General features: G+C 62.5%; 19 protein-coding genes. 13 read left to right on the top strand and 6 right to left on the bottom strand.

The genetic code is table 11. The annotated features are described in order from the left end of the window. The first annotated feature begins 95 nt into the window (after positions 1 to 95). From Pan216_RS13320 to Pan216_RS13285, 8 genes are all read left to right on the top strand, one after another. A complete protein-coding gene (locus Pan216_RS13320) occupies positions 96 to 698 on the top strand; it encodes a 4Fe-4S binding protein (protein ID WP_145258460.1) in 603 nt (200 codons plus the stop codon). A 55-nt stretch (positions 699 to 753) separates the two neighbouring features. Continuing rightward, positions 754 to 1227 carry a DUF2203 domain-containing protein gene (locus Pan216_RS13315; RefSeq protein WP_145258459.1) on the top strand — a complete coding sequence of 158 codons (474 nt, stop codon included), beginning with the start codon at positions 754 to 756 and terminating at the stop codon, positions 1225 to 1227. A 12-nt stretch (positions 1228 to 1239) separates the two neighbouring features. Next, a complete protein-coding gene (locus tag Pan216_RS13310; protein ID WP_145258458.1) occupies positions 1240 to 1821 on the top strand; it encodes an NADH-quinone oxidoreductase subunit A in 582 nt (193 codons plus the stop codon). A 204-nt stretch (positions 1822 to 2025) separates the two neighbouring features. Continuing rightward, positions 2026 to 2601, top strand: a complete 576-nt coding sequence (locus Pan216_RS13305; RefSeq protein ID WP_145263947.1) for an NADH-quinone oxidoreductase subunit B — start codon at positions 2026 to 2028, stop codon at positions 2599 to 2601. Then, the gene (locus tag Pan216_RS13300) at positions 2598 to 3128 is read left to right on the top strand and encodes an NADH-quinone oxidoreductase subunit C (protein WP_419193619.1); all 531 of its coding nucleotides are present in this window, start codon (positions 2598 to 2600) and stop codon (positions 3126 to 3128) included. Before Pan216_RS13305 ends, Pan216_RS13300 begins: the two co-directional genes overlap by 4 nt. A gap of 59 nt (positions 3129 to 3187) precedes the next feature. Continuing rightward, complete coding sequence (locus Pan216_RS13295; RefSeq protein ID WP_145258457.1) at positions 3188 to 4357, top strand: NADH-quinone oxidoreductase subunit D; 1170 nt, start codon at positions 3188 to 3190, stop codon at positions 4355 to 4357. Positions 4358 to 4971: 614 nt separating this feature from the next. Continuing rightward, positions 4972 to 5778 (top strand): MBL fold metallo-hydrolase, encoded by an 807-nt coding sequence (locus Pan216_RS13290; RefSeq protein WP_145258456.1) that lies wholly within the window; start codon positions 4972 to 4974, stop codon positions 5776 to 5778. A gap of 6 nt (positions 5779 to 5784) precedes the next feature. Further along, positions 5785 to 6288: a DUF1499 domain-containing protein gene (locus Pan216_RS13285; RefSeq protein ID WP_419193618.1), complete on the top strand. Its 504-nt coding sequence runs from the start codon at positions 5785 to 5787 to the stop codon at positions 6286 to 6288. 45 nt (positions 6289 to 6333) lie between these two features. On the opposite strand, the gene Pan216_RS13280 is transcribed toward Pan216_RS13285, so the two are convergent. The 5 genes from Pan216_RS13280 to Pan216_RS13260 all read right to left on the bottom strand — a co-directional run bounded on the left by Pan216_RS13280 (position 6334) and on the right by Pan216_RS13260 (position 13044). Next, positions 6334 to 6945 (bottom strand): hypothetical protein, encoded by a 612-nt coding sequence (locus tag Pan216_RS13280; protein ID WP_145258455.1) that lies wholly within the window; start codon positions 6943 to 6945, stop codon positions 6334 to 6336. An 83-nt stretch (positions 6946 to 7028) separates the two neighbouring features. Further along, positions 7029 to 7571, bottom strand: a complete 543-nt coding sequence (locus Pan216_RS13275) for a type II secretion system protein (protein WP_145258454.1) — start codon at positions 7569 to 7571, stop codon at positions 7029 to 7031. After that, positions 7568 to 10765, bottom strand: a complete 3198-nt coding sequence (locus Pan216_RS13270; RefSeq protein WP_145258453.1) for a serine/threonine-protein kinase — start codon at positions 10763 to 10765, stop codon at positions 7568 to 7570. The genes Pan216_RS13275 and Pan216_RS13270 overlap by 4 nt, the downstream gene beginning before the upstream one ends. 78 nt (positions 10766 to 10843) lie before the next feature. Beyond that, positions 10844 to 11485: a sigma-70 family RNA polymerase sigma factor gene (locus Pan216_RS13265; protein WP_145258452.1), complete on the bottom strand. Its 642-nt coding sequence runs from the start codon at positions 11483 to 11485 to the stop codon at positions 10844 to 10846. Between the two features lie 938 nt (positions 11486 to 12423). Beyond that, positions 12424 to 13044 (bottom strand): hypothetical protein, encoded by a 621-nt coding sequence (locus Pan216_RS13260; RefSeq protein WP_145258451.1) that lies wholly within the window; start codon positions 13042 to 13044, stop codon positions 12424 to 12426. Positions 13045 to 13131: 87 nt separating this feature from the next. Between Pan216_RS13260 and Pan216_RS13255 the strand changes: the two genes are divergently transcribed. Beyond that, a complete protein-coding gene (locus Pan216_RS13255; protein WP_145258450.1) occupies positions 13132 to 13992 on the top strand; it encodes a hypothetical protein in 861 nt (286 codons plus the stop codon). A gap of 227 nt (positions 13993 to 14219) precedes the next feature. Here the strand turns inward: Pan216_RS13255 and Pan216_RS28335 are convergent, their stop codons facing one another. After that, positions 14220 to 15353: a hypothetical protein gene (locus Pan216_RS28335; protein ID WP_419193617.1), complete on the bottom strand. Its 1134-nt coding sequence runs from the start codon at positions 15351 to 15353 to the stop codon at positions 14220 to 14222. A gap of 431 nt (positions 15354 to 15784) precedes the next feature. Here Pan216_RS28335 and Pan216_RS13245 point away from each other — a divergent pair, with 431 nt between their 5' ends. The 4 genes from Pan216_RS13245 to Pan216_RS13230 all read left to right on the top strand — a co-directional run bounded on the left by Pan216_RS13245 (position 15785) and on the right by Pan216_RS13230 (position 22716). Continuing rightward, positions 15785 to 18469 (top strand): PVC-type heme-binding CxxCH protein, encoded by a 2685-nt coding sequence (locus tag Pan216_RS13245; RefSeq protein WP_145258449.1) that lies wholly within the window; start codon positions 15785 to 15787, stop codon positions 18467 to 18469. A gap of 242 nt (positions 18470 to 18711) precedes the next feature. Continuing rightward, on the top strand, positions 18712 to 20655 hold the full coding sequence (locus Pan216_RS13240; RefSeq protein ID WP_145258448.1) for a c-type cytochrome: 1944 nt from the start codon (positions 18712 to 18714) through the stop codon (positions 20653 to 20655). Between the two features lie 710 nt (positions 20656 to 21365). Then, the gene (gene tnpA / locus Pan216_RS13235; protein ID WP_145258447.1) at positions 21366 to 21818 is read left to right on the top strand and encodes an IS200/IS605 family transposase; all 453 of its coding nucleotides are present in this window, start codon (positions 21366 to 21368) and stop codon (positions 21816 to 21818) included. Positions 21819 to 22308: 490 nt separating this feature from the next. Further along, positions 22309 to 22716, top strand: coding sequence for a hypothetical protein (locus Pan216_RS13230; RefSeq protein ID WP_145258446.1), 408 nt, complete (start codon positions 22309 to 22311; stop codon positions 22714 to 22716). The last annotated feature ends 54 nt before the right edge of the window (positions 22717 to 22770 follow it).

Raw genomic sequence — 22770 nt, 5'->3', positions numbered from 1 at the left:
CCGCAGGCCGTGTCGTCCAGCTATAATGCCGGGCGAACGGGCAGCGCACCAGGCTGTCACTCTGATTGGGGCATCAGACGAGAGCGGGTCGATCCATGCGAGAATGGTTCCGAAATGTCTACACGACGGTTGAGACTGTCGCCAAAGGCATGCTGGTCACGATCAGCTATTTCTTCCGGACCTTTGATCCCAAGCGTCGGACGTTTACCGAGAAGTTCGAGTATCCCGAGCTTCCGGTCGCCGTCTCGCCACGCTACCGGGGCTTTCACCGCTTCGACCTGACCACGTGCATCGGCTGTGACCAGTGCGCGAAGGCCTGCCCCGTCGACTGCATCTATATTCACAAGGAAAAGAACCCGACGGGGAAGGGCTTCCGCGTCAACGGGTTCATGATCGACTACACCAAGTGCATGTTTTGCTCGCTCTGCGTCGATCCTTGCCCCGTGGAGTGCATTTTCATGGGCTCGAATCACGACTTGAGCTGTTACAGTCGGGACGGATGCGTCGTCGATTACGCGAAGCTCCCGCTCGAGATCGCTTGGGGACAAGCGACCCTCAATCCGACCGCGGTGATCGAGTCCAAAGTCATCACCGAGCCGGTTTGGGTCAAGCCTCCCGAGCCAGTCGAAGCGAAGAAGAAGCCGGCACCGAAAAAGAAAGCCGCGCCCAAACCTGCCGCGGAGGCGACCGAGGGCTGAACGGCGGCGCCGACTTCGGGACATTTGGTTCCAGTCAACGCAACAGAAAGACACCGTGGACTACGTTCCCAAGAGACTCTTTACGCCCGAGCAAGCCAACAAGATGCTGCCGCTGGTGCGGCGCATCGCCGAAGACGTCTCCGGCGCCTATCGCGACCTCGTCACCGACTACGAGGCGTGCAAGGACATCCTCTCCATCGATCCCGAAACACTCACCGAAGGGCACCGCGAGGAACTCGACGACGTCAAGCGTCGCCTCGAGATGAAGCAGGCCCGCGTCGCCGAATATGCCGAGGAACTCGACGAACTCGGGGTTCTGCTCAAAGGCGAGGCCGACGGGCTGCTCGATTTCCCCTGCGAACACGAGGGCCGGGTCGTCTTTCTTTGCTGGAAATTGGGCGAGAGCCAAATACGCTACTGGCATGAAATCGAGGCTGGTTTCCGCGGACGGCAGCCTCTCTGGACCGATGATCCCGAATCCTCTTCCACCGTCGCCGCCGAACCGACGGCCGGACCGAACCAAGACTGAGAGCGACTTCGCATGGACTACTTCAGTTTTCGTCCCGTGTTGTTCACCGGCGCTCTGTTTCTATTCGCCGCCGTCGCGATCGGGATGCTCTTGGCGCCGCTGCTGCTCGGTTGGTTCCTCCGCCCCCACAATCCCTCGAAAGAGAAGGGGGACATCTACGAGTGTGGCGAGCCGACCATCGGTGGTAGCGACGCCCAGTTCGACATTCGCTTTTACGTCGTGGCGCTGCTTTTTATCGTCTTTGATGTCGAGATCGCCTTCTTTTTCCCCTGGGCCGTCGTGTTCGGCAAAGCGACGACCCTGGCGAAGTCGACCCTGAGCGAGGGGCAACGTCAGCACGTCAGCGCCGCACTGTTGGGAGAAGCCGATGTCGAGGCGGTCACCCCGGTCGCGGCCGACGCCGCAGGCTTCCTGCAGCGGGTCGCCCTGATGGACCTGCTGGTCTTCTTCGGCGTGGTGCTGGTCGGGTTCGCTTATGTCTGGAAGCGAGGGGATCTCGATTGGGTTCGGGCGATGGCGCGAGAACGGGCCGTGAAGACGGCCGCCGGCGATGGGCCCCCCAGCGGAACGAAGAGTCCGTCGCTCAGCGTCTAGTTCTGAGCATCCAGTGCGCCATGCTCCACGCTCGCGTGGGCATGCCAAATGAGTCTCACGCTCGCGCGGGCATGTGAGAGACGCCGGTCATTCAGGTACGTGCACGACGTTCCCTTCGCGCAGGCGATACGTGGGAAACGCTACAGTAATTAAGAGGCATCCTTGCGGATGCCCATTCGATCTTTCGACGAGGAACCGAAGCCGATGGCGTGGATCGACCAGAAGATGGAAGAGGGCGTGGTCACCACCACCCTCGAACAAGCCCTGAACTGGGCCCGCGAGTCGAGCCTGTGGCCGATGACCTTCGGGCTGGCCTGTTGCGCGATCGAGATGATGGCGACCGGGGCGAGCCGATTCGACTTGGATCGGTTCGGTGCCGGCGCCTTCCGGGCGACGCCCCGCCAGTCCGACCTGATGATCGTCGCCGGCACGGTGACCTTTAAGATGGCCAGCCGCATCCGCCGTCTCTACAACCAGATGCCCGATCCTAAGTATGTGATCGCGATGGGGGCGTGCACCTGCGGCGGTGGCCCGTACTTCATTCACGGCTACCACGTCGTCAAGGGGGTCGACTTGGTCGTTCCCGTCGACGTCTACGTCCCGGGATGTCCTCCCCGTCCGGAGGCCCTCATTGAGGGGGTGATGCGGATCCAGGACAAGGTTCGCGGAGAGCGGATCGCCAAGGGGGCTGAAAACGAGCTTCCGATGCCGCACCACTCTGGTCACCCGGCGCCCTCGGTCGTTCAGATCAACATGAACAACGTCAGGAGTGGAGCGTGAACGCCGACGAGATCGCCAATTGTCTGTCCGAGGAGTTCGGTGACGCGATCACCGGTAAGAACGTCGAAGCGATGGACCCCTGGGTCGAGATCGCTCCCGAGGCGATCGCCGACGTCGCCCAATTCTGCCGCGACGACGAGCAGCTCCTGTTCGACTATCTCCGCAACCAAAGCGCCGTCGACTACTTGATCACCGACGCCCGCAAGGCCAAAAAACTCGAGATCGAGCCCCGGCTGGAGATCGTCTACCACCTGCACAGCTACCCCCACGGCCACGACCTCGTGCTCAAGGTTCTCTTGCCGCGCTGGAAGGGCGATGTCGAGGGTGAGTTGCCCGAGTGCCCGACGGTCTCCCACGTCTGGGCGATCGCCGACTGGCACGAGCGGGAGATCTTCGACCTGATGGGGGTTCGGTTCACCGGTCACCCGAACCTTCGCCGGATCCTCTGCCCCGAGGATTGGGTCGGGCACCCGCTTCGCAAGGATTACGAGTTCCCGCTCGAGTACCACGGGATTCGCTGTCAGTAATCGGGTCAGGCCCGAACGAACAAGCCCACGCACCGAGCCGCCAACGGAAATAGTCGCCGATGTCGTACACGATCGAAGATCCCGCGGACGTCGAGTTCGATGTTCGTACCGACGAACTCCTGATCAACATGGGACCGCAGCACCCATCAACGCACGGCGTGTTGCGACTCGTTCTTCGCACCGACGGCGAAGTCGTCATCGACGCGGTTCCCCACATCGGCTACTTGCACCGCTGTGCGGAGAAGATCGGCGAGAACCTCTCGACCATCGAGTACATCCCGTACACCGACCGGATGGACTACCTCTCGGGCATGAACATGAATCTGGGGTTCGCGGTCGCGGCCGAGAAGCTGATGGGAACCGAGATCCCGCCCAAGGCCCAATACCTGCGAATCATTATTGCCGAGATGAACCGGATCGCCAGCCACTTGGTCGGCATGGGCACGTACGGGCTCGACCTCGGCACCTTCAGCCCGTTTCTCTACGCCTTCCGCGAACGTGAAAAGATCCTCGATCTCTTCGAGGAGGTCTGCGGCGCTCGGTTGACCTACAGCTACATCACCGTCGGGGGCGCTCACGACGACTTGCCCGATGGCTGGCTCGACAAGTGTCTCGCGTTTCTCGATTACTTCGAGCCGCGAATCGAGGAGTATCACACGCTCCTGACACGCAACCACATCTTCATCAAGCGGACCGCGAACATCGGCGTCATCTCGCCGGAGATGGCCAAATCGTACGGCTGTAGCGGACCGGTGCTCCGGGGCAGCGGCGTCAATGACGACCTTCGCGTTAGCCGGCCATATCTCCCCTATGACGAGTTCAAGTGGGAGGTCGAGGTCGCGCCTTTCGACGACGCTCCCGAGGAGACTGTCGTCGGGGACTGCTGGAACCGCTACTACGTCCGGATGCGTGAGGTGGTCCAGAGCGTGAGCCTCGTTCGCCAAGCCGCCAAGGCCTACGTCACGGCCGAGGGAAGCCACCGCGCCGATCTGCCGCGAGCCCTCAAGGTGCCCGTTGGCGAGGTCTACGTCGAGACCGAGTGTCCGCGCGGGGCGATGGGTTTTCACGTCGTCGGCCAGGACGATCCCAAGCCACTTCGATGTCGCGCGAAGTCCTCGAGCTTCTGCAATCTCTCGGTCACCGGCGCCTTGGCCCCCGGCGTCCTCATCGCCGACCTCTCGGCCATCGTCGGCAGCCTCGATATCGTCATGGGCGAAATCGACCGTTAGTCGCGGTTGGGTTGTCGCCGAGTTGACCGAGGATGAACTGATCAAGCTGCGTCATTCAGGTACCCCTGGCTGCTTGTCATCAAGTGCGATTTTGTGCCCCGCGAAATGCTGGGTGTCATGCCCACGCTCGTCGTGGGCATGCGGGAAGATCCTATCATTCGGCTGATTACGAACGAGCCTCTTCACTTCATCTCGGGGAGAATTCGGCGAGCGAAGCGAGCCGGGTGAGGGAGTGAAGGGTTCTCCCACCATGATTCAGTCACTTCTCGGAAGAGTACCCCTCACCCCTAACCCCTCTCCCAACGGGAGAGGGGAATATTGAACGTTCTCTCCCGACGGGAGAGGGGAATATTGAACGTCCTCTCCCGACGGGAGAGGGGAATATTGAACGTCCTCTCCCAACGGGAGAGGGGAATATTGAACGTTCTCTCCCGACGGGAGAGGGGAGTATTGAACGTCCTCTCCCAGTTGGAAGCGGCGGTGGTTGGGTACACTTCACGTAACCCCGTCCGTACCCGTTCAATGCCTTCGGCATCGACTTGCTGCATCCTCCCGCTCCCGGCGCGTATACTTGACGGTGCAGGGCATCCCTAGTCCACCCATCGGAGAACGCCATGCCCCACTTCATCTGCGTCACTTGCGGAGCACAATTCGCCGAGTCCGCGGCGCCGCCGGAATCATGCGCCATCTGCACGGACGAACGCCAATTCGTCGGCTGGGAGGGGCAACGCTGGACCACGCTGGCCGAGCTTCGACGAAGTCATCGCACCAGCGTCCGGCTTGAGGAGCCGCGTCTGGTCGGAATCGGCATGGAACCGAGCTTCGCGATCGGGCAGCGGGCCTTACTCGTCTGTCATCCCGATGGCAACGTCCTCTGGGACTGCATCCCGCTGTGGGATGAGGCGATGATCGCGATGATTCATGGCCTGGGAGGAATCTCCCTGATCGCCATCTCGCATCCCCACTACTACACGGGGATGGTCGAGTGCGCCCGCGCCTTCGAGGCTCCGATCCTGCTTCACGCCAACGACCGGAAGTGGGTGATGCGCCCCGATCCGCTGATCGACTACTGGGAAGGGACGCACAAGAAGATCGGTTCCGGTCTGACGCTAGTCAACTGCGGCGGGCATTTTGCGGGCGGAACCGTCTTGCACTGGCGCGATGGTGCCGAGCAGCGTGGGGCGGTGCTGGCGGGCGACATCCTGCAAGTCGTCGCCGATCGTCGTTGGGTCAGTTTCATGTACTCCTTTCCCAACTACATCCCGCTCCCCGCGAGCCACGTCGAGCGCGTGATCACCGCCCTCGAACCATACGAGTTCGATCGGATCTATGGTGCCTGGTGGGACCGCGTGGTCGACCGCCACGGCAAGACCGCGATGGTGCGATCCGCCGAGCGGTACATCGAGGCCATGAAGGATTGAACGAGATTGTCGAAACTGATGTACGTCCTGTTGTTGACTGTCGCCCTGGTGGTCCTCGTCCCCATCGTCGCTCTCGCGGTGTTGAGCCTGAGCACGGGCCCGGCAAGGAACATCGGCATGCGTGAGGGGCGACTCTCCGGTTGCCCAGGGTCGCCCAACTGCGTCTCGAGCGAGGCGTCCGACACGGAGCACCGCATCGAGCCCTTACGGTTCGAGGGAACGCCAAACGAAGCGATGGATGAACTCGTTCGCATCGTCGAGTCGATGCCGCGCTCGCGCATCGTGACCCGGGCCGGCGACTATTTGCATGTCGAGTTTCGCAGCCGAGTCTTTCGCTTCGTCGACGATCTGGAGTTCCTCATCGACGCAAGGACGAAGATGATCGCGTGCCGTTCGGCGGCGCGAGTTGGTTACTCGGACTTTGGCGTGAATCGGGATCGCTTGGAGAAGATTCGCGCCGCCTTCGAGCAATGGTCGGCGGCGCGGCGATCAGAGGGAGGTAGAAAGTAGGAGCGCCACCCCGACGGGCCAGCGCTCCTGGAGTAGTTGGCGGTTCTAACGGCCTCGACGGCCCCAACCGGAGCTAATGCCACGCTCCTTCATGCGGTTGCGAAGCTGGGTGAAGAACTCGGTCCGTTTGGCCCGCTCCTGGGCGGAGCTGTCGTTGAGCCGGTCCTGGCGGCGGTTGACGCGATCTTCCGCGGTGCGTCTGGGGCGGTCGCCACGCCGTCGGTCATTCCCGCGACCGTCCTTGCTATCTTTGCGGGCGCTTTCGTTCTGAGCCCGTTCCTTGCGACGCTTCTCCCACTCCTTGCGGCGCTTTTGCATCTCGTCGATCATGTTGTCGAGATACTCGGTCCGCTTCTCCGGCGGCATGAGGAAGAAGGCGTTGAGTCGCTCCTCGTCGCGGCGGCGGCGATCTTCGTTGTTGAAGACCTCGCGCCGCTGCTCGGGAGTCAATGACTCCATGTGATCGCGAAACTGCTTGCCCAACTCCCGACGCTGTTCCTCGGGCAACTTGCGGGCTTCCTCGCTAAAGGCCTGCTTGGCCAGAGCCCGAGCTTGGACCACTTGCGGGTCGCCGAAGGGCCACCATGCCCAGAGAGCGCCGCCCAGGAGCAAGGGAGCGACCCCGATACTCAGCAGCATGGTGCGTTTCTGTTTCATGAACGAAGTCCCCTCGGGCTTCTTCGACGGGCTTCGCATCGCAGCGTGGTTGGTTCGATTGACGTTGCTCATCGCATGGTCCTCTAGTTAGTTTCGGCGTGGCCATCGGCGAACAGGAAATTGCGACCACCGCTACCCGGCACTCCGTGAAAGTTCTCGTAGTCGTAGAGAATCATGACCTGATCGCTGCGGTAGATGGTGCCGCCGCGCGATTCGAGCAATTCGGGGTGACGCTTGTTGCCGACGCGGTGGGAGGGATACTCGTAGCTGAGTCCCTCGACCTTGAAGAACTCGTTGTCCCAGGGGCACTCGAAGACCTTCTGGTTCTTCTCCACGTGATCGGACAAGACGTCGAAGATCGTCGGCTTGGTCGGTGTGACGCTCGGCAGTAGGGCGGCGTCGGGGTAGTAATCGTTGAAGAGATCGCGGTACTGGTGAAACGCGACGCCGATATTCTTCAGATTCGACAGACATTGCGTCCGGCCGGCGGCGAGCCGAGCCGACTGCACCGCGGGCATCAGCAGTCCGATCAGGACTCCCATGATGCCGATGACCACCAAGAGTTCCACGAGGGTAAAGGCGAGACAACGCGAACCGACGCGTTGGGCGGGGGAAGGCCAAGTCATGACTTCGTCTCCTGCTTGGTCACATCACGAGTGGCGGGTTGACTGGACGAGTTCGACTCGCCCGGAAGCTTCGGGGGATTGCTGTCGACGGTCTCTTCGTCTCTTTTCATCTTACGAGCGATTCGCGACAAGCTATGTTCTAGGCGTTTCTGCATCCCTCGGACGAATGGATTCTCGTGCATCGTCCGCGTGTAGGGCCGAAAGTCGTCGATCGCCGTCTCGAGTCGGCGTTGGGCGATCTCGTACTGGCCCTGATCAAGCTCGAGTTCGGCATAGCCCAACTGGAAACGAGCCAGTGCCAAGCCATACAGGGCGATTTCGGGAAACTGGGATGCTAACGGCTTGAGGCGACCGATCGCCGCGAGGTAGTGCCCTTCGGCCGCGGTCCAGTGGTCATCCCGATGATAGAGCGACGCGAGCCGACCCTGCGCCCCGGCCAGCAGGGCGCTGTACTCGTGAATTCTCGGGAACGCCGCGGTCAGTTCGTTCGTGATCGCCACCGCCCGGGAGATGCGATCACACGCCAGCTCCTTCGACTCTTCTGAATGACGACGCCCGCTACAGCTCAGGAGCGTCTCCGCCAGTTCGTAGCGGTAGCGCGGCTCCATGGGATAGTCGTGCGAAAGATGTTCGAGCAGCGAGATCGCCTCCTCGAGCGAGGCCCGAGCGCTCTCGTAGTCGCCGTGGAAACGCGACGAATGATGCGACGAGAGAAGACAGCGGGCCAGAAAGAGCCGGTACTCGGGACGGCCGGGATCCTCCGCCATCAACTCCTCGACGATCGCCAACGCCTCGCGGCGGTAGCGTCCCAAGAGCGGCAACCACCAGGGCGGCCTTGGGGACGGTGAGACGCTGCGGTCGTCTCGCGGTGGCGACTGGGGAGGGCCCTGGGCCAAGGGCGTCCGGGGACGTCGTTCCTCGGACGCGTCCGCAGGGGGGGGGGCGAACGAATCTTGCGTAAACCGACGCTTGGAACCGTCCGAGGACCGGAACTCGCGCGAGCGATGCCGACGGTCCTTGTCGCGTGAGGGGGGCTTGGGGCCACCCGAGAGAATGCTGCTTCCTACGGGAGCCGAAGCGAACGACAGACACGCGTGAGCGAGCTTGAAGCGAACCTCCTCGTGCAGACGGACGGCCTCAGGCTGGCCCTCGAGAAAGTCAATCGCAGCCTGGAATGCGGTCCGAGCCTCGTGGAAGTCCCCCGCCAAGTCGCGGACGAGACCGATCTGGATCAAGATGTTGGCTTGGGCGACAGTCGTTTCCGGCGTCGCGTCCATGTTCGTGAGTTCGTCGTAGATTCCCTCGGCTTCCCGATAGGCGACCAGGGCGCTGTCGTACTGCCCGAGACGCTGCCGGATGTCGCCGACCTTGCGGTAGGCTTCCGCCCGTTCCCGGTGCAACTCCCCACCGTTCTGGCAGGCGAACTCGTCGAAGAAACTTAGCAGTCCCTGTAGCAGTTCCGCGTCGGCGTTGGTCAGCACCGTCGTCGTCGGCGTCGGTTGATCGCCCTCGCCGAGATCCCACTCCAGGGCGATCGGCAATCCCCGCGCGGAGATGTTCGCCATGATCTTATCGAGCGCCGAGACCGCGAGGGTCAGGTTCGCCTCGGCGCGTCTGGACTCGTTGGCGGCCCGGTTGCGTTCGGTCTCGGCCCGCTCAAGGGCGCTGAGGGTGATCTGACGCTCATCGCGAAGATCGCGCAGCGCCCGATTGGTCCGAACGTTGCCGACGGTGGCGACGATCGCGACGAGTGCCAGCAGCAGTAGTGTCGCCGCGCTCGAGGAGGCCAGGGCGGGATTGCGCCGCGCCCAGCGCCATGCCCGTTCCACCGAGGTCGCCCGGCGAGCCCTGATCGGCCGGTCGTCGAGAAAGGCTTGCAAGTCGTCCGCCAACTCCCCGGCGGTTTGGTAGCGTGCTTCCGGCTCGCTCGCGGTCGCCTTGGTCACGATCGTTTCCAGGTCGCGCGGGATCGTGGGGCAACGTTTGCGGGGGGATTCGGGCCCGGTGGTGGTGATCATGCGGATCAGCGAGCCGCGTTTGGTCTCCTCGAAGGCCGGACGTAGCGTCAACAACTCGAAGAGGGTCACTCCGAGACTGTAGATATCGGTGCGAGCGTCCCCCTTGCCGTTGAACTGTTCGGGCGCCATGTACCGGAGCGTTCCCGCTAGGTCCCCGGTCTTCGTGACGTCGTCCATCTCATCCCGCTTGGCGAGCCCGAAGTCGGTGATCCAAACGGCTCCGTTGTGGTCGAGCAGGAGATTCGACGGCTTGATATCGCGATGAAGCACCCCTTGGCCGTGGGCGTAATAGAGCGCGTCGGCCAACTGGAGCCCGACACACGCGACGCTCTTCCAGTAGGAATCGTCGAGCTTGATGGCCCCGACGGCTTCGTCATGATCCCGATCGCGCGACTCGGCGACATCCGGATCGGTCGCGGAGGGCGCCTCATCCGGATGAAACGTCGTCTCGATGCTTTCGGAGAGGGGCCGCGAGTGCGTCGCGGTCGTCATCGCTGCCGTCTTCGCAAGGGTCGGCCAGGTGTCGCTCTGCGAACGACGCGAATGCCAGCGAAGGATTTCGCCGCTGCGGAGCATCGTCGCGGCATTGGCGACAAAGGAGGGATCGGACTTGGACGCGGGCGACTCGGGGGAGCCGCTTTGCCGCAGGTAGGCGACAACGACATCGAGCCCGGCTCCCTGGATGAGCTGCATCACGTAGTAGTGAAGCCCCTCGTGTTCGCCGACGCCGAAGACCGGAACGATGTTGGTGTGGTGCAAGCTTGCCGCGGCGTGAGCCTCACGCAGGAAGCGTTGCAGTCGGGTAGGGGAGTGCATCTCGCTGGCGGAGAGCACCTTGACCGCGACGCGACGGTCCAACGATTCCTGTTCCGCCTCGAAAACGACCCCCATGCCGCCGCGGCCAATCTCTCGGATGATCCGAAAGTCGCCCAATCGCTCGAGCGGCTTGCTGTTGAGCAAGGTCCGGGACTGAACGCGATCGACCTCGGCGTGTTCGTGCCGACTCAGCTCCTCGATCATCGCGATCGAGGGGAAGACCTCCTGGATCTCCTCCGCCAGATCGGTGTAGCGGCTGGCGTACTCGTCGATCGTCGGATGTTCACCCCGGCGCAGACGGCCGGCGAACTCTTCCGCCAGCACCTCCACCGGGTTTCGATCGTGGTCCGAGTGATCCATGACGACGAACGCGCGCCTCAACGAGAGAAAGACAACCCTAAGAGTCCGTGGAGCCTCGACGCGCCCGACGCGCGACGGTCACCGATCCTCACCTCGAATCTCGGGCATCGACTCGAGCATCTGCTTGAGTCGCTTGAGAGCTCGAACATACCGGTTACTGGCGGCGGTCGGTTGGATGTCGAGCACCTCGGCAACTTCCGAGTTCCCCAAGTGCTCAAAGTGACGCAGGGCGAGAACTTCCCGATCGAGCGGGTCCATCTGATCGAGGGCGTCACGAAGTTGAGCGTAGCGTTCTTCCCGAATCACCGCCTGGCTGGGCGAGGTCAGATGCGCGACGAGAAATCCCGCGAGCGAGACCGACGTTCCTCCATCGGGTCCCGTCCACCGCAGCGAGACCTCCTGGCCAGCCGAGCGACGCTGGGCCCCCAAGTGGCGGCGATGCGTCATTAGCAAGATCTGCCAAGTGATCTGTCGAATCCACACGAAAAATGTCGCTGGTTCCTTTGCCAGATAGTCGTCGATTCGCCGCGAGATCTCGAGGTACGCCTCCTGGAGAACGTCGGCCGCGTCGACTCGGGCGTAGAGTCGCCGATCGAGCCGTAGCGCCACCATGCGTTCGAGCCTCTTCTGGTACCTGGAGAAGAGAGCCGCCAGCGCCTCACTTCCCCCGTTCCGGAGGAAGTCGATCTCGTCCTCGGGCGCGGCGGGCAACTGATCCATGATGCGTCTCGATCCTCCTCACTCCACTAACGGCCCTCGGGCGACAGTCTGACTCTGGTGTCGCGATTGGCTGGTTCGTTGCCCCAAACGATTCTTGGGTGGCTGTCCACGCTTGCCGTGGGCAGGCGGGAAACGACTCGGATTCAGCACACTCTCGCACGACTGGGGAACGAGGTTCCATGAAACGAACTTGCCAATCAGGCCACCATCGCACTGGACCATCCAAACGTTCCGGGTGCCACTGGCTGCTTGCCAGCCTGTGAGACGAACGCGCCGCCAACGGGCGTTCTCTCCGCATACCCACGGCAAACGTGGGCATGGCACCCGAACCCGCCAGATGAACTAACCCCGTCGAGAGCATGGGCGTACCGCCCCTGATCGCGAGAAGCTCCATTGTCCAATGAACTCGGCCGCCAACGCAATCCCCATTGCGGGCCGACAAGACATCTCGGACTCCAGAAAGGTCCATCTCGTTCGATTGGGAATGGAAAGATCGTACGGCTGGGAGACCAGACTCCCAACTCGATTCTTCGCCGTCATTGCGATACGCTCTGCTAGTGTCCTGATTGGTCAATTCATTGCTCAAGGGACTCTTGGGTGCCATGCCCACGCTCGCCGTGGACATGCGGGAGACGCCTGTGATCGGGGCAATTTTTCGCACGATCACAGGGCCGAGATTTCAATGAACGAACTTGCCAATCAGGAGACTAGCAGTCCGTTGATTGAAGTGGGCCAAGGCGAGAACGAGCTTCCATGAGGTTGTCCCCGCCAAGACCAGGAGCGAGGCATTCGCAATGCCGAGGCCGGGACGAAAATTGCCTTTGTCGGTGGACGGAACGGTTTGGGTCTCAGTTCCATTGATGGTTGTCACGTCATCACATGATGTCCTCGGAATGAACGTCATCTCAGCACCGACGAAGCATTTCCTGACCGTCAAGTCAGCAACACGGTTGGTGGAGATGAGGGACGCGGCAGGACATCACCATCGACCTCCAGGGGATCGTGAAAAACAGGCCGACGGTGGTGGGCGTGGGGAACAGGGGCCAAGTCAACACGTAGCCGAAGGGAGCGCAACGATGCCTCGATGGGTGTGGTTCTTGACAGTAGCTGGTTTGGCGACGATCGTCGCCGCCCCGGCGGTGGCTCAGCCGCCAGAACGACGTGATAGAGACGAACGTCGATCGGACCGCCAGGGACCGCCGCCGTGGATGCGGGGCCCGCGAAGCGACTGGTCCAAACGCGATCGCGATCAAGAGCCGAAGGATCGCAGCGAGCGGGCATCGCGCGATCGTCGTGACCGGGACGATGACCGACGTCGAGACGACGATCGCCGCGGGAGACGCGCCGGTCGTGGTGACGACGATCGAGGCCATCAGTTCGCTCGTCATGACCGTCATCGCAAGGATCACGGCGGCGAGGACCGTGGGGACAAGGATCGCGGCGAACAAAAACGCGGTCACGGAGACGATCACCGCCGAGAGCATGCTCGTCATCATCGCGGACGCTGGGATCACCGCAAGCATGACCACGGGGAGAAGGACCACGGGAAGAAAGAGCACGGAAAATCGGACAAGAGCAAGGACTCTCGTCGTCGCGAGTACTTCGCCAAGCGCGGTCACGGCGGTCGCCGTCCGAGCCCCACGGCGATGGCGTATTGGAAGGGTTGGCACGACGCCGTCCGCTGGATGATGATGCACCGCGCCGCCGCCGCGAAGAAGGGTTCCGAGGGCAAGAGCCACGATTCGAAGATGGGCCCCGGCTCCAAACGCGGACCTGGCCCCATGATGGGACCGGGTTCGAGGTGGGGATCCCGAGGTCCGTTCTCGCGTCGCGACGACGGAAAGGGCGAATCGCGCCGCGGTCCTGGCTTCATGGGGCGGCGAGGCGGAGAGGACCGCAAGGGTGGTCCTCCGTCCTGGATGCGTCACCGCCGGGGCGATCACGATCACGGCAAGGGCAAGGACGACCGCAAGCGCGGTGGCCGTGGCGATGACGACAAAAGACGCCGGCCGCGTGGCTTCGGAGAGGACAATCCCTTCCGCAGCGAGAGCGACCTCGTCGGGAAGGGGGAAGTGAAGGCTTCCGAGCCCAAGAAGGACGTAGCGGATTCCCAAGTTCCTGAGTCCAAGACGGGAGTCGTGACAAAGCCCGCTCCCGAGTCCAAGACGGGAGTCGTGACAAAGCCCGCTCCCGCGACCAAGACGGGAGCAAAACCCGCTCCCGAGTTGAGCAAGGACGAGAAGCGATCCAAGGCGAACGAGCCGATCGTCAGCGAGCCCGCGAAGGCGGAAGTCGCTCCCGCCAAACCGAAGTCCGAGAGCCCAAAACTCCTCGACCAGAAGATTCGCAAGGGAACGAAGGACGCTCCCACGGAGAAGACCAACGCCGGCCTCTTCGTTCAGCAGGGCAATTTCTTCGTCACCAGTCTTTCGCGAGAATTCGGGTCACCGGAGATGAGCAAGCGGTTCACGCAAGCCGGCCGGGTTTCGATGTTGTTGCTCTGGTAGGAACTCGGCGTGGGTGCTGGCAGTCCGTTGATCTAAACGTGTCACAGCCATTGGATCAACGGGTTGCTAGTGCCCCGTGAACACCTGATGTTCGGCTGCCACTGGCTGCTTGTCAGCAAGGGAGCCAGGTTCGCCGCCAATCGAGGCTCTCACACGCATGCCCACGGCGAGAGCGTGGGCATGGCCCCAAGAGAGTCATTGGGCTGATGAATGATCCAGTCACGACACTAGGCGATGTAGTTGAGAAGCAAGTCGCCGACACGCCCGGTCGACCCGTCACTCCGCACGAACTCGCTTTCCAAGACCACTTTGTTGCCGTTTGAATCCTCCTCGACGGCGGTCGCGGAGAGCGAGATTTGTGCGATCCCCGCCTCGTCGAGCCGACGCAGTTCTCCCTCGTCGGTGATTCCATTGCGATTGACGTCCGCGAAGAGTCCCAGCGACCCGTAGATCGAGTCCGCCTGATCGATGCGGCCGTCGCCGTTCTCGTCGTACTTGGCCAACTCGACGAAGCCGTCGGCAGCGCCGTTTTGGTCCCCAAAGAGTTCGGTCCCATCGTCGATGTTGCCATTGCCGTTGCGGTCATAGACGAGCAGAGCGTCGCCCTGGGACGCGGTCGCGGCCCGCACGAGACTCCCATCCCCGAGCAAGTCGAAGTCGTGGCCCTCGTCCGCTGTGGTGGTATCGAAGACGCCGTTGCCATTGAGATCGAGCACCAGCGGGTCGGAGACGCTGAGAATCTCCTCCACACGAGCGCGAATTGAGACCTCGACTTCGGTGGCGGTCAGCGATTCCCCCGATTCGAGCCGGCCCGAGATCTCGGTGACCGACGCCTGGATCGCGATCTCGATTCGTTGCGAACGCACCTGCATGCTGGGCGGGGGAGCGACGTTGAACTCGTGACCACCCCCACCGACGATCGACCCGAGGTGTTCGACGATTCGGCCAAAGGAACGTCGCATCGCGTCGGCGGCTTTCCCATCGAAGTGCTCCATCATCTTCAGCAGCGCCTGCATGTCGGCGGACGTCTCGGCGTCGAGCGACTCGAGCCCTCCGAGCAACTGATCGCTCCGCGGCGAGTCGTCGTTCTCGGCGCTGCCGACGGGAAAGAGCATGTCGAAGAGTTGCAGTTCCTCTTGCCGGACCCGCGCGACGACCTCGCCGACGTTCGCCAACGTGATGCTCGCGCCGTTCCCGTTCTCGGCGACAGGGGTGTCGGTCGCCGTGGAGATCGCTTGCGAGACATTGCGAGTGAGGGACTCCGCGAGGGATCCTTGCGCATGCTGGTCCCGTTGAAGCGGGCCAATCATGCCACGGGCGGCGGAAAACGGGTTCTCGGAAAGAGTTGCGAGGACGCTCATCGGGTGCGACTCCAGCCTCGTGGTCGGCCAACACGCCGGGGAGGGCTCCGACCACGTAGCAATCCTAGGTCACGGTTGCGTCGCGAGTAGGGCGTTCGTCAGCATTACTGAAATCTTGACATGACCATTTGAGCCACTCGCCGTGTCCGCACGTCACGACCCGACTCTTCGCGTTCCCACGCATCCGTGGGTCGGGCCATTGCATGACTCTTCGTTTGATTAACCAACCCGGCGTGGGTGTCAGGCAGTGGCCTGACCTATAGCCGGCCGTGTGATCTACCTGGTGGCAGGGCCGATCACGAGCTGTCCGACTCCCCGTTGCTAGGTTTCGGTGGATTCTTGAATAGCGCTCTGCCAAGATGGGAGACCTACTGGGGACAACCTCCCGTCAGAGACCTTTGCTCACCCAAGCTGAAACACGGATCTTTCGCATGAAGTACGTGCCGATTTACGTCGCCTGTCTGGCTCTACTGACGATTCTCGCTCCGGCCCACGCGGCGCCGGTCGCTCTCGAAAAGGGAGACCATCTCTGCCTCGTCGGCAACGAGCTTGGCGAGCGGATGCAGCACCACAACTACTGGGAGGCGCTCCTGTACCAGCGTTTCCCCGAGAAGGGACTCGTGGTTCGCAATCTCTGCTTCCCCGGCGACGAACCCTTTGAGCGGATTCGTTCGCTGAACTTCGGCACGCCCGACGATCACTTGAAGCACAGCAAAGCCGACGTCATTCTCTACTTCTTCGGGTTTAACGAGTCCTTCGCGGGGAAGAAGGGCCTGCCGAAGTTCACCGACGAGATCACCAAACTCGTCGAGGAGACGAAAGCGAAGGACTACAGCGGCAAGGGCTCTCCCCGCATCGTGCTGGTCTCGCCGATTGCGTTCGAGGAGACGGGCGATCCCAATCTCCCTGACGGGAAAAAGGAGAACGCCAACCTCGCCGCCTACACCGAAGCCCTCAAGAGTGTCGCCGAGAAGACAGGCGTCGGCTTCGTCGACCTCTTCACGCCGACCAAGAAACTCTTCGACGAGACTGACGAGCAGCTCACTTTCAACGGGGCTCATCTGACCGACGCGGGCTACAAGGCGCTGGCGCCAATCCTCGACGAAGGGCTCTTCGGGACAGGGGGCCCCGAGAGCATCGATCCCGCCGTCAAAGCACAGATCGACGACAAGAACTTCCACTGGTGGCATCGCTATCGCGCCGTCAACGGCTATTCGATTTACGGCAAACGCGGCGAAGCGGGCTCGGACGGAACCTACAACAATCGCGACGTCATGGAGCGCGAGCGGGCGATCCTCGATCAGATGGCCGCCAACCGCGACCAGCGGATCTGGGCCGTCGCCCAGGGGAAGGACGTTCCCGAGAAGGTCGACGATAGCAACACGCTTCCCTTCCTCTCGACCAAGACCAACGTTGGCGGTCCGGACGATCTCAACGCCAAGCGAGGTAAACTCGGTTCGCTCGACTACTTGAGCGCCGCCGAACAGCAGAAGAAGTTCAAACTCGCCCCCGGCTATCAAATCGATCTGGTCGCCTCGGAAGAGCAGTTCCCCGAACTCGCCAACCCGGTCTCGATGAACTTCGACAACGCCGGACGCCTCTGGGTGTCGGTCATGCCTTCCTACCCGCACTGGCAGCCCAAATCGACGATGGACGACAAGCTCCTCATCCTCGAGGACACCGACGGCGACCACCGCGCCGACGAGTGCAAAGTCTTCGCGAGCGGGCTGCATCAGCCGACCGGCTTCGAGTTCGGCCAAGGCGGGGTCTATGTCGCCGAGCAACCCGACATCCTCTTCCTGAAGGACGAGAACGGGGACGACGTCGCCGACACCCGTGTTCGCCGGATCGCCGGGCTCGACTCGGCCGACTCCCACCACGGCCCCGCCGGCTTCGAGTGGGGACCGGGCGGCAATCTCTACTTTCAGGAGGGGACCTTCAAGTTCTCGCAACTCGAAAGCCCCTACGGTCCTAAGAGGATGCAGGAGGCTGGCGTCTGGCGGTTCAACCCGAAGACCGGCGAGATCGAACGCTATATCGCGCTGTCGTTCTCCAATCCCTGGGGACATGTCTTCGACCGCTGGGGCCAGGACTTCATCGCGGACGCGTCGCCGGGCTTCAACTACTGGGCCGCTCCTTTCTCCGGGAAGATCGACTACCCCCTGAAGCACCCCGGTGGCTCCCAACACCGCCGCGTTGCCAAGGAGAGTCCCGTCGGCGGCGATCCCCAGTTCCAGGCCCCCACCTTCATTAAGAAGCGAACCCGACCCTCGGCAGGCTGCGAGCTTATCTCGAGCCGCCATTTCGCCCCCGAGGACCAGGGGGACTACCTACTCACCAACGTGATCGGTGATCGCTCGGTCCTGATGCACGGCATGAAGGACGAGGGCTCGGGCTTCGTCGGCACCGAGAAGACCCCGCTCGTCTACGGCGAGGACGGCAACTTCCGCCCAGTCGATTTGCAGTTCGCTCCCGACGGCTCGCTCTACATCGTCGACTGGCACAACGCCCTGATCGGGCACTTGCAGCACAACCTTCGCGATCCCAGCCGCGACCACAGCCACGGCCGCATCTGGCGCATCACCCACAAGGACCGCCCGCTCGTCGAGCCGGTCAAGATCGAGGGTGAGCCGATTCCGGCGTTGCTCGAAGTCCTCAAGGAGCCCGAGGACCGGACCCGCTACCGCGCCCGCCGCGAGCTTGCCGAGCGCGATCCCAAGGAGGTCGTCAAAGCCCTCGACTACTGGACCAAACAGCTCGACGACAGCGATCCGGACTACGAGCACCACCTGCTCGAGGCGCTTTGGGCGTACCAGACCCAGAACGTCGTGCGTGGGGAACTCCTCAAGCAACTCCTCGAGGCGAAAGACCCTCGGGCTCGGGCCGCGGCGACGCGCGTCCTCTCCTTCTGGATGGATCGCGTCAACGAACCCCTGGAACTCGTCCGCGCTCGGATCAACGACGAGCATCCCCGCGTTCGGCTCGAGGCGGTTCGCGCCCTGAGCTTCGCCGAGGGTGACGAGGCGATGGAGCTTGCCCTCGAGGTCCTCAACAACGACGTCGACGACTACCTCCAATACACGCTCGACGAGACGATGCGATCCTTGGAGCAATAGCTTCCGATGGCGCATGTCACGACCACGCCGACAATCGACAACCCGTAGGGTGGATCTCGACCCACCAGGCCGTAGGCCATAGCCTGACATGAACAACGAATGGCGCTCGCGTCAGGCAATTGCCTGACCTACGAAGAGGAAAGCCCCCTCCAGCTTGGGGAGCAACCCGTAGGGTGGATCTCGACCCACCACGACCGATACTCGCGTCGGCTCGCGCCGACACCACCACTTGAGAATTCAGCATGACTCCTAGCCTTCGACACGTGTCTCCGCTCATCCTCTTGTTCCTCGCCGGAACCGCCTCGGCTCAGACGCACGAGCATCACGACCACGGGCACGGCATGAAGAAGGACATCAAGCCGCCGAAGATCTTCCTCGACAAGAGCCCGCGCATCGTCGCGTACCAACTCAAGCGGCTCGACAATGAGCGTCTACTGCTTGTCGAGCGCTCCGACGACGACCCGAAGTACGCCCCGGTACACGCGGCGATTTTTCAGCGGGCGGGGATCTCGCCGCAACATCGCGAGGAGGCCCTCGCGGCGCTCGTCAAAATCAACAACTCCGACGCCCCGACCGAACTCCTGACCGCCATCGAGACCCTCAAGCCTGGCGATCGCCAGGACCAGCGGACCGCCAACCATTTGGCGGCAATGCTCCTGAAGCTTCCCGCCGAGGAGCTAGCGAACAAGAGCGACGCGTTCCTCGCCGCGACCGACTCCAAGAGCGATCTCGTCCGACCTCTCGGCTATGCCGCGTTGATCGCCTCGGGCCAGAAGGCCAAGGCCTGGGAGCGGGCAAGCGACTCGCCCGAGGGGACGCTCGATTGGCTCGCCGCGGTCCCGTTGGTTCCCAACGCCACCATCCGGGCGCAGCTTCGCGACGAGATCGTCGGACTGCTCGACGACGCCCAGCCTCTCGCGGTGCGCAAGGCCGCGATCGGGGCGCTCGCCCATACGCCCGCGAAGCAGGCCGAGACCTTCGGAAAACTTGCTCCCTACGTCTCCGATCCCAAGTTGCGCCAAGCGGCGGTCAAGACGCTCCTTTCCATCCCGGGCGACGATCGCGACCCCAAGACGAGCGAGGAACTGGTCAAGGTTCTCGTCGAGCTCGCCGAATCGACCCCGCCGAATGGGCGAACGACCGACCCCTTCATCGATGCGATGCAGTTGGCCGACCAATTGCTCGCTCGTGTCCCGGCCGAGACCTCGCGGGCCTTTCGCCAGCGCCTTCGCGAGACCGTCGTCCGGGTCGTTCGGATCTCGACGGTTGAGGAAGAGATGCGCTACGACACGCCATACTTCGCGGTCGAGGCGGGACGTCCAGTTCAAGTGATCCTCCGCAACGAGGATCTGATGCCGCACAATCTCGTCATCACCACGCCGGGCAAGCTCAAGGAGGTCGCGGAGCTCGGACTGCAAGTCGGGCCCAAGGGAGGCTATCAGGGAAAGCAATACGTGCCCGAGTCGGCCGATGTCCTCCACGCCACCGACATGGTCCAACCTCGCAAACAGGAACGGCTCACTTTCACCGCTCCCTCCGAGCCCGGCGAATACCCCTATGTTTGCACCTTCCCGCGTCATTGGATGCGGATGTACGGCGTGATGGTCGTGGTCGACGATCTCGACGCGTGGCAGAAGAACCCGACCGAGCCCAAGGATCCGGTCGGCAGCAACCGCCCCTTCGTGAAGAGTTGGACCTACGACGACCTGAAAGACCACGTCGCCAGCGGACTCCAAGGTCGCACACCCGAGATCGGGGCCCGCATCTTCAAGGAAGCGACTTGTGCCCAGTGTCACAAGATCGAAGGGGAGGGCGGTTCGGTCGGCCCCGAGTTGACCGAGGTTTTCAAGCGTTGGAAGGGTGATCGCCAAGCGGTGCTCCGAGAGATTCTCGAACCATCCCACCGCATCGATCCCAACTACGCGATGCACGTCATCGTCACCGCCGACGGCGATGTCATCTCCGGCATCATCAAGGCGGAGGACAAGGAGTCGGTCTCGATCCTCGTCAATCCCGAAGCCCCCAAACCGACGGTTGTGCAGCGGGACGACATTGACGAGATGGTCAAGACCTCCAAGTCGATGATGCCCAAGGCGCTGCTCGATCGCTTCACCCAAGACGAGATTTTCGAACTCCTCGCCTACCTCGAGTCGGTGAACCACAAACACGCCGCCGCGGGAAAGTAGGGTGGGTCTTGACCCACCATCGGTACCGGCCGGCGAGCGACCAGTGACACCCTGACGACACTTGGACAAAGGCGTATCACGACGGGGAGGATTGATCTCCCTCCTGAACCGCGACGCCTCTTTCAGTAGGTCAGGCCATTGCCTGACACGAGTCTATGTCAGTAGGTCAGGTCATTGGTGTGGACCCGAATTCCTCCATTCCCAGTGGGGCGACGGCCGCGGGAAGCCGCGAAGCGGCATCGGGCCATTAGCCAGGGGTGCCAACCCCTGGTATGCTTCCGAATACCATCAAAGCCCCAAAGGGGCGACGGCCGCGGGAAGCCGCGAAGCGGCATCGGGCCATTAGCCAGGGTTGCCAACCCCTGGTATGCTTCCGAGTACCATCAAAGCCCCGAAGGGGCGACGGCCGCGGGAAGCCGCGAAGCGGCATCGGGCCATTAGCCAGGGGTGCCAACCCCTGGTATGCTTCCGAGTACCATCAAAGCCCCGAAGGGGCGACGGCCGCGGGAAGCCGCGAAGCGGCATCGGGTCATTAGCCAGGGGTGCCAACCCCTGGTATGCTTCCGAATGCCATCAAAGCCCCGAAGGGGCGACGGCCGCGGGAAGCCGCGAAGCGGCATCGGGTCATTAGCCAGGGGTGCCAACCCCTGGTATGCTTCCGAGTACCATTAAAGCCCCGAAGGGGCGACGGTGGCCGAGGAGCGACACCGATGCCATCCACGATGACCAATCTTCTTTACCATCTCGTCTTCAGTACCAAGGGGCGAGAACCGATGATCACGGACACGTTGAGGCCAGGCCTCGCCGCCTACATGGGTGGGATCATTCGCGGCGACGGTGGCGTCCTGCTGGCCGAAGGTGGCATGCCTGACCACATCCACCTCCTCGCCAGTTGCTCGGCGAGCGTCTCGGTCGCGGACATGCTTCGCACGATCAAGTCGAAGTCGTCCAAGTGGGTCAACGAGAGGGAACATCGCACCACACGGTTTGCCTGGCAGACGGGTTACGGAGCGTTCACTGTCAGCCAATCTCAGATGAGGACGGTAGAGCGGTACATCCAGAACCAAGAAGAACACCATCGAACCACGTCGTTTCAAGACGAGTATCGTTCCCTCCTGCGAAAGCATGGAATCGAATTCGTTGAGCGTTATCTCTGGGGATGACCTACGCCCCTTGCGGGGCTTCGCGAATGGGTCGGCATCGTTTCCAGGGGTTGCCACCCCTGGCTAATAATCGGTCGCCGCTTCGCGGCTCAAGAGAACTCACGCGACCCCCGGCGAAGCGAACGACGGCCGAGTCGCCCCACCATCAGTACCGGCGGCGAGCGACCCCCGGCGAAGCGAACGACGGCCGAGTCGCCCCATCATCGGCCACGGCGGCGAGCGACCCCCGGCGAAGCGAACGACGGCCGAGTCGCCCCACCATCAGTACCGGCGGCGAGCGACCCCCGGCGAAGCGAACGACGGCCGAGTCGCCCCATCATCGGCCACGGCGGCGAGCGACCAGTGCCACCCTCACGACTTGGACGAACGCGTTCTACGATGGGGGACTGATCTCTCGCTTGAGCCGCGAGGCGGCCTAAGAAACTGGCCGCGTGCGCATCCCTATTTCCGATGGGTCAGGCCATTGCCTGACACGCTTCGTCGACGGCTCTTGCGACGACGAGTGCCCCATCCTTCCGAACGACGACGAACCTTTGCAGGGTGGCCCGGAAGAGCTAAAGGGAAGGCGGCCACCCTTCCTTCCAATCGGCCACCCTTCCTTCCAATCGACAACGTCATCCTTCCAATCGACAACGTCATCCTTCCAATCGACAACGTCATCCTTCCAATCGACAACGTCATCCTTCCAATCGACAACGTCATCCTTCCAATCGACAACGTCATCCTTCCAATCGACAACGTCATCCTTCCAATCGACAACGTCATCCTTCCAATCGACAACGTCATCCTTCCAATCGACAACGTCATCCTTCCAATCGACAACGTCATCCTTCCGAACGGCAACGTCATCCTTCCGAACGGCAACGTCTTCCTTTCGAACGGCAACGCCGTTCTCTGATGAAGCCCAGGGTCGCGCTTCGCGCACCCTGGGTACCGATCGCATGGTAGAATC

The organism is Kolteria novifilia (assembly GCA_007748055.1).
GTDB lineage: Bacteria > Planctomycetota > Planctomycetia > Kolteriales > Kolteriaceae > Kolteria > Kolteria novifilia.
This window is presented reverse-complemented; position numbering and strand designations above follow the sequence as displayed.

Bases quoted from the DNA above. Each gene is read 5' to 3' on its own strand.
- Pan216_RS13245 (WP_145258449.1), top strand. From the start codon at position 15,785: ATGAAGTACGTGCCGATTTACGTCGCCTGTCTGGCTCTACTGACGATT.
- Pan216_RS13270 (WP_145258453.1), bottom strand. From the start codon at position 10,765: ATGGATCACTCGGACCACGATCGAAACCCGGTGGAGGTGCTGGCGGAA.
- tnpA (WP_145258447.1), top strand. From the start codon at position 21,366: ATGCCATCCACGATGACCAATCTTCTTTACCATCTCGTCTTCAGTACC.
- Pan216_RS13295 (WP_145258457.1), top strand. From the start codon at position 3,188: ATGTCGTACACGATCGAAGATCCCGCGGACGTCGAGTTCGATGTTCGT.
- Pan216_RS13265 (WP_145258452.1), bottom strand. From the start codon at position 11,485: ATGGATCAGTTGCCCGCCGCGCCCGAGGACGAGATCGACTTCCTCCGG.
- Pan216_RS28335 (WP_419193617.1), bottom strand. From the start codon at position 15,353: ATGAGCGTCCTCGCAACTCTTTCCGAGAACCCGTTTTCCGCCGCCCGT.
- Pan216_RS13275 (WP_145258454.1), bottom strand. From the start codon at position 7,571: ATGACTTGGCCTTCCCCCGCCCAACGCGTCGGTTCGCGTTGTCTCGCC.
- Pan216_RS13255 (WP_145258450.1), top strand. From the start codon at position 13,132: ATGGCGTATTGGAAGGGTTGGCACGACGCCGTCCGCTGGATGATGATG.
- Pan216_RS13290 (WP_145258456.1), top strand. From the start codon at position 4,972: ATGCCCCACTTCATCTGCGTCACTTGCGGAGCACAATTCGCCGAGTCC.
- Pan216_RS13305 (WP_145263947.1), top strand. From the start codon at position 2,026: ATGGCGTGGATCGACCAGAAGATGGAAGAGGGCGTGGTCACCACCACC.
- Pan216_RS13280 (WP_145258455.1), bottom strand. From the start codon at position 6,945: ATGAAACAGAAACGCACCATGCTGCTGAGTATCGGGGTCGCTCCCTTG.
- Pan216_RS13240 (WP_145258448.1), top strand. From the start codon at position 18,712: ATGACTCCTAGCCTTCGACACGTGTCTCCGCTCATCCTCTTGTTCCTC.
- Pan216_RS13310 (WP_145258458.1), top strand. From the start codon at position 1,240: ATGGACTACTTCAGTTTTCGTCCCGTGTTGTTCACCGGCGCTCTGTTT.
- Pan216_RS13320 (WP_145258460.1), top strand. From the start codon at position 96: ATGCGAGAATGGTTCCGAAATGTCTACACGACGGTTGAGACTGTCGCC.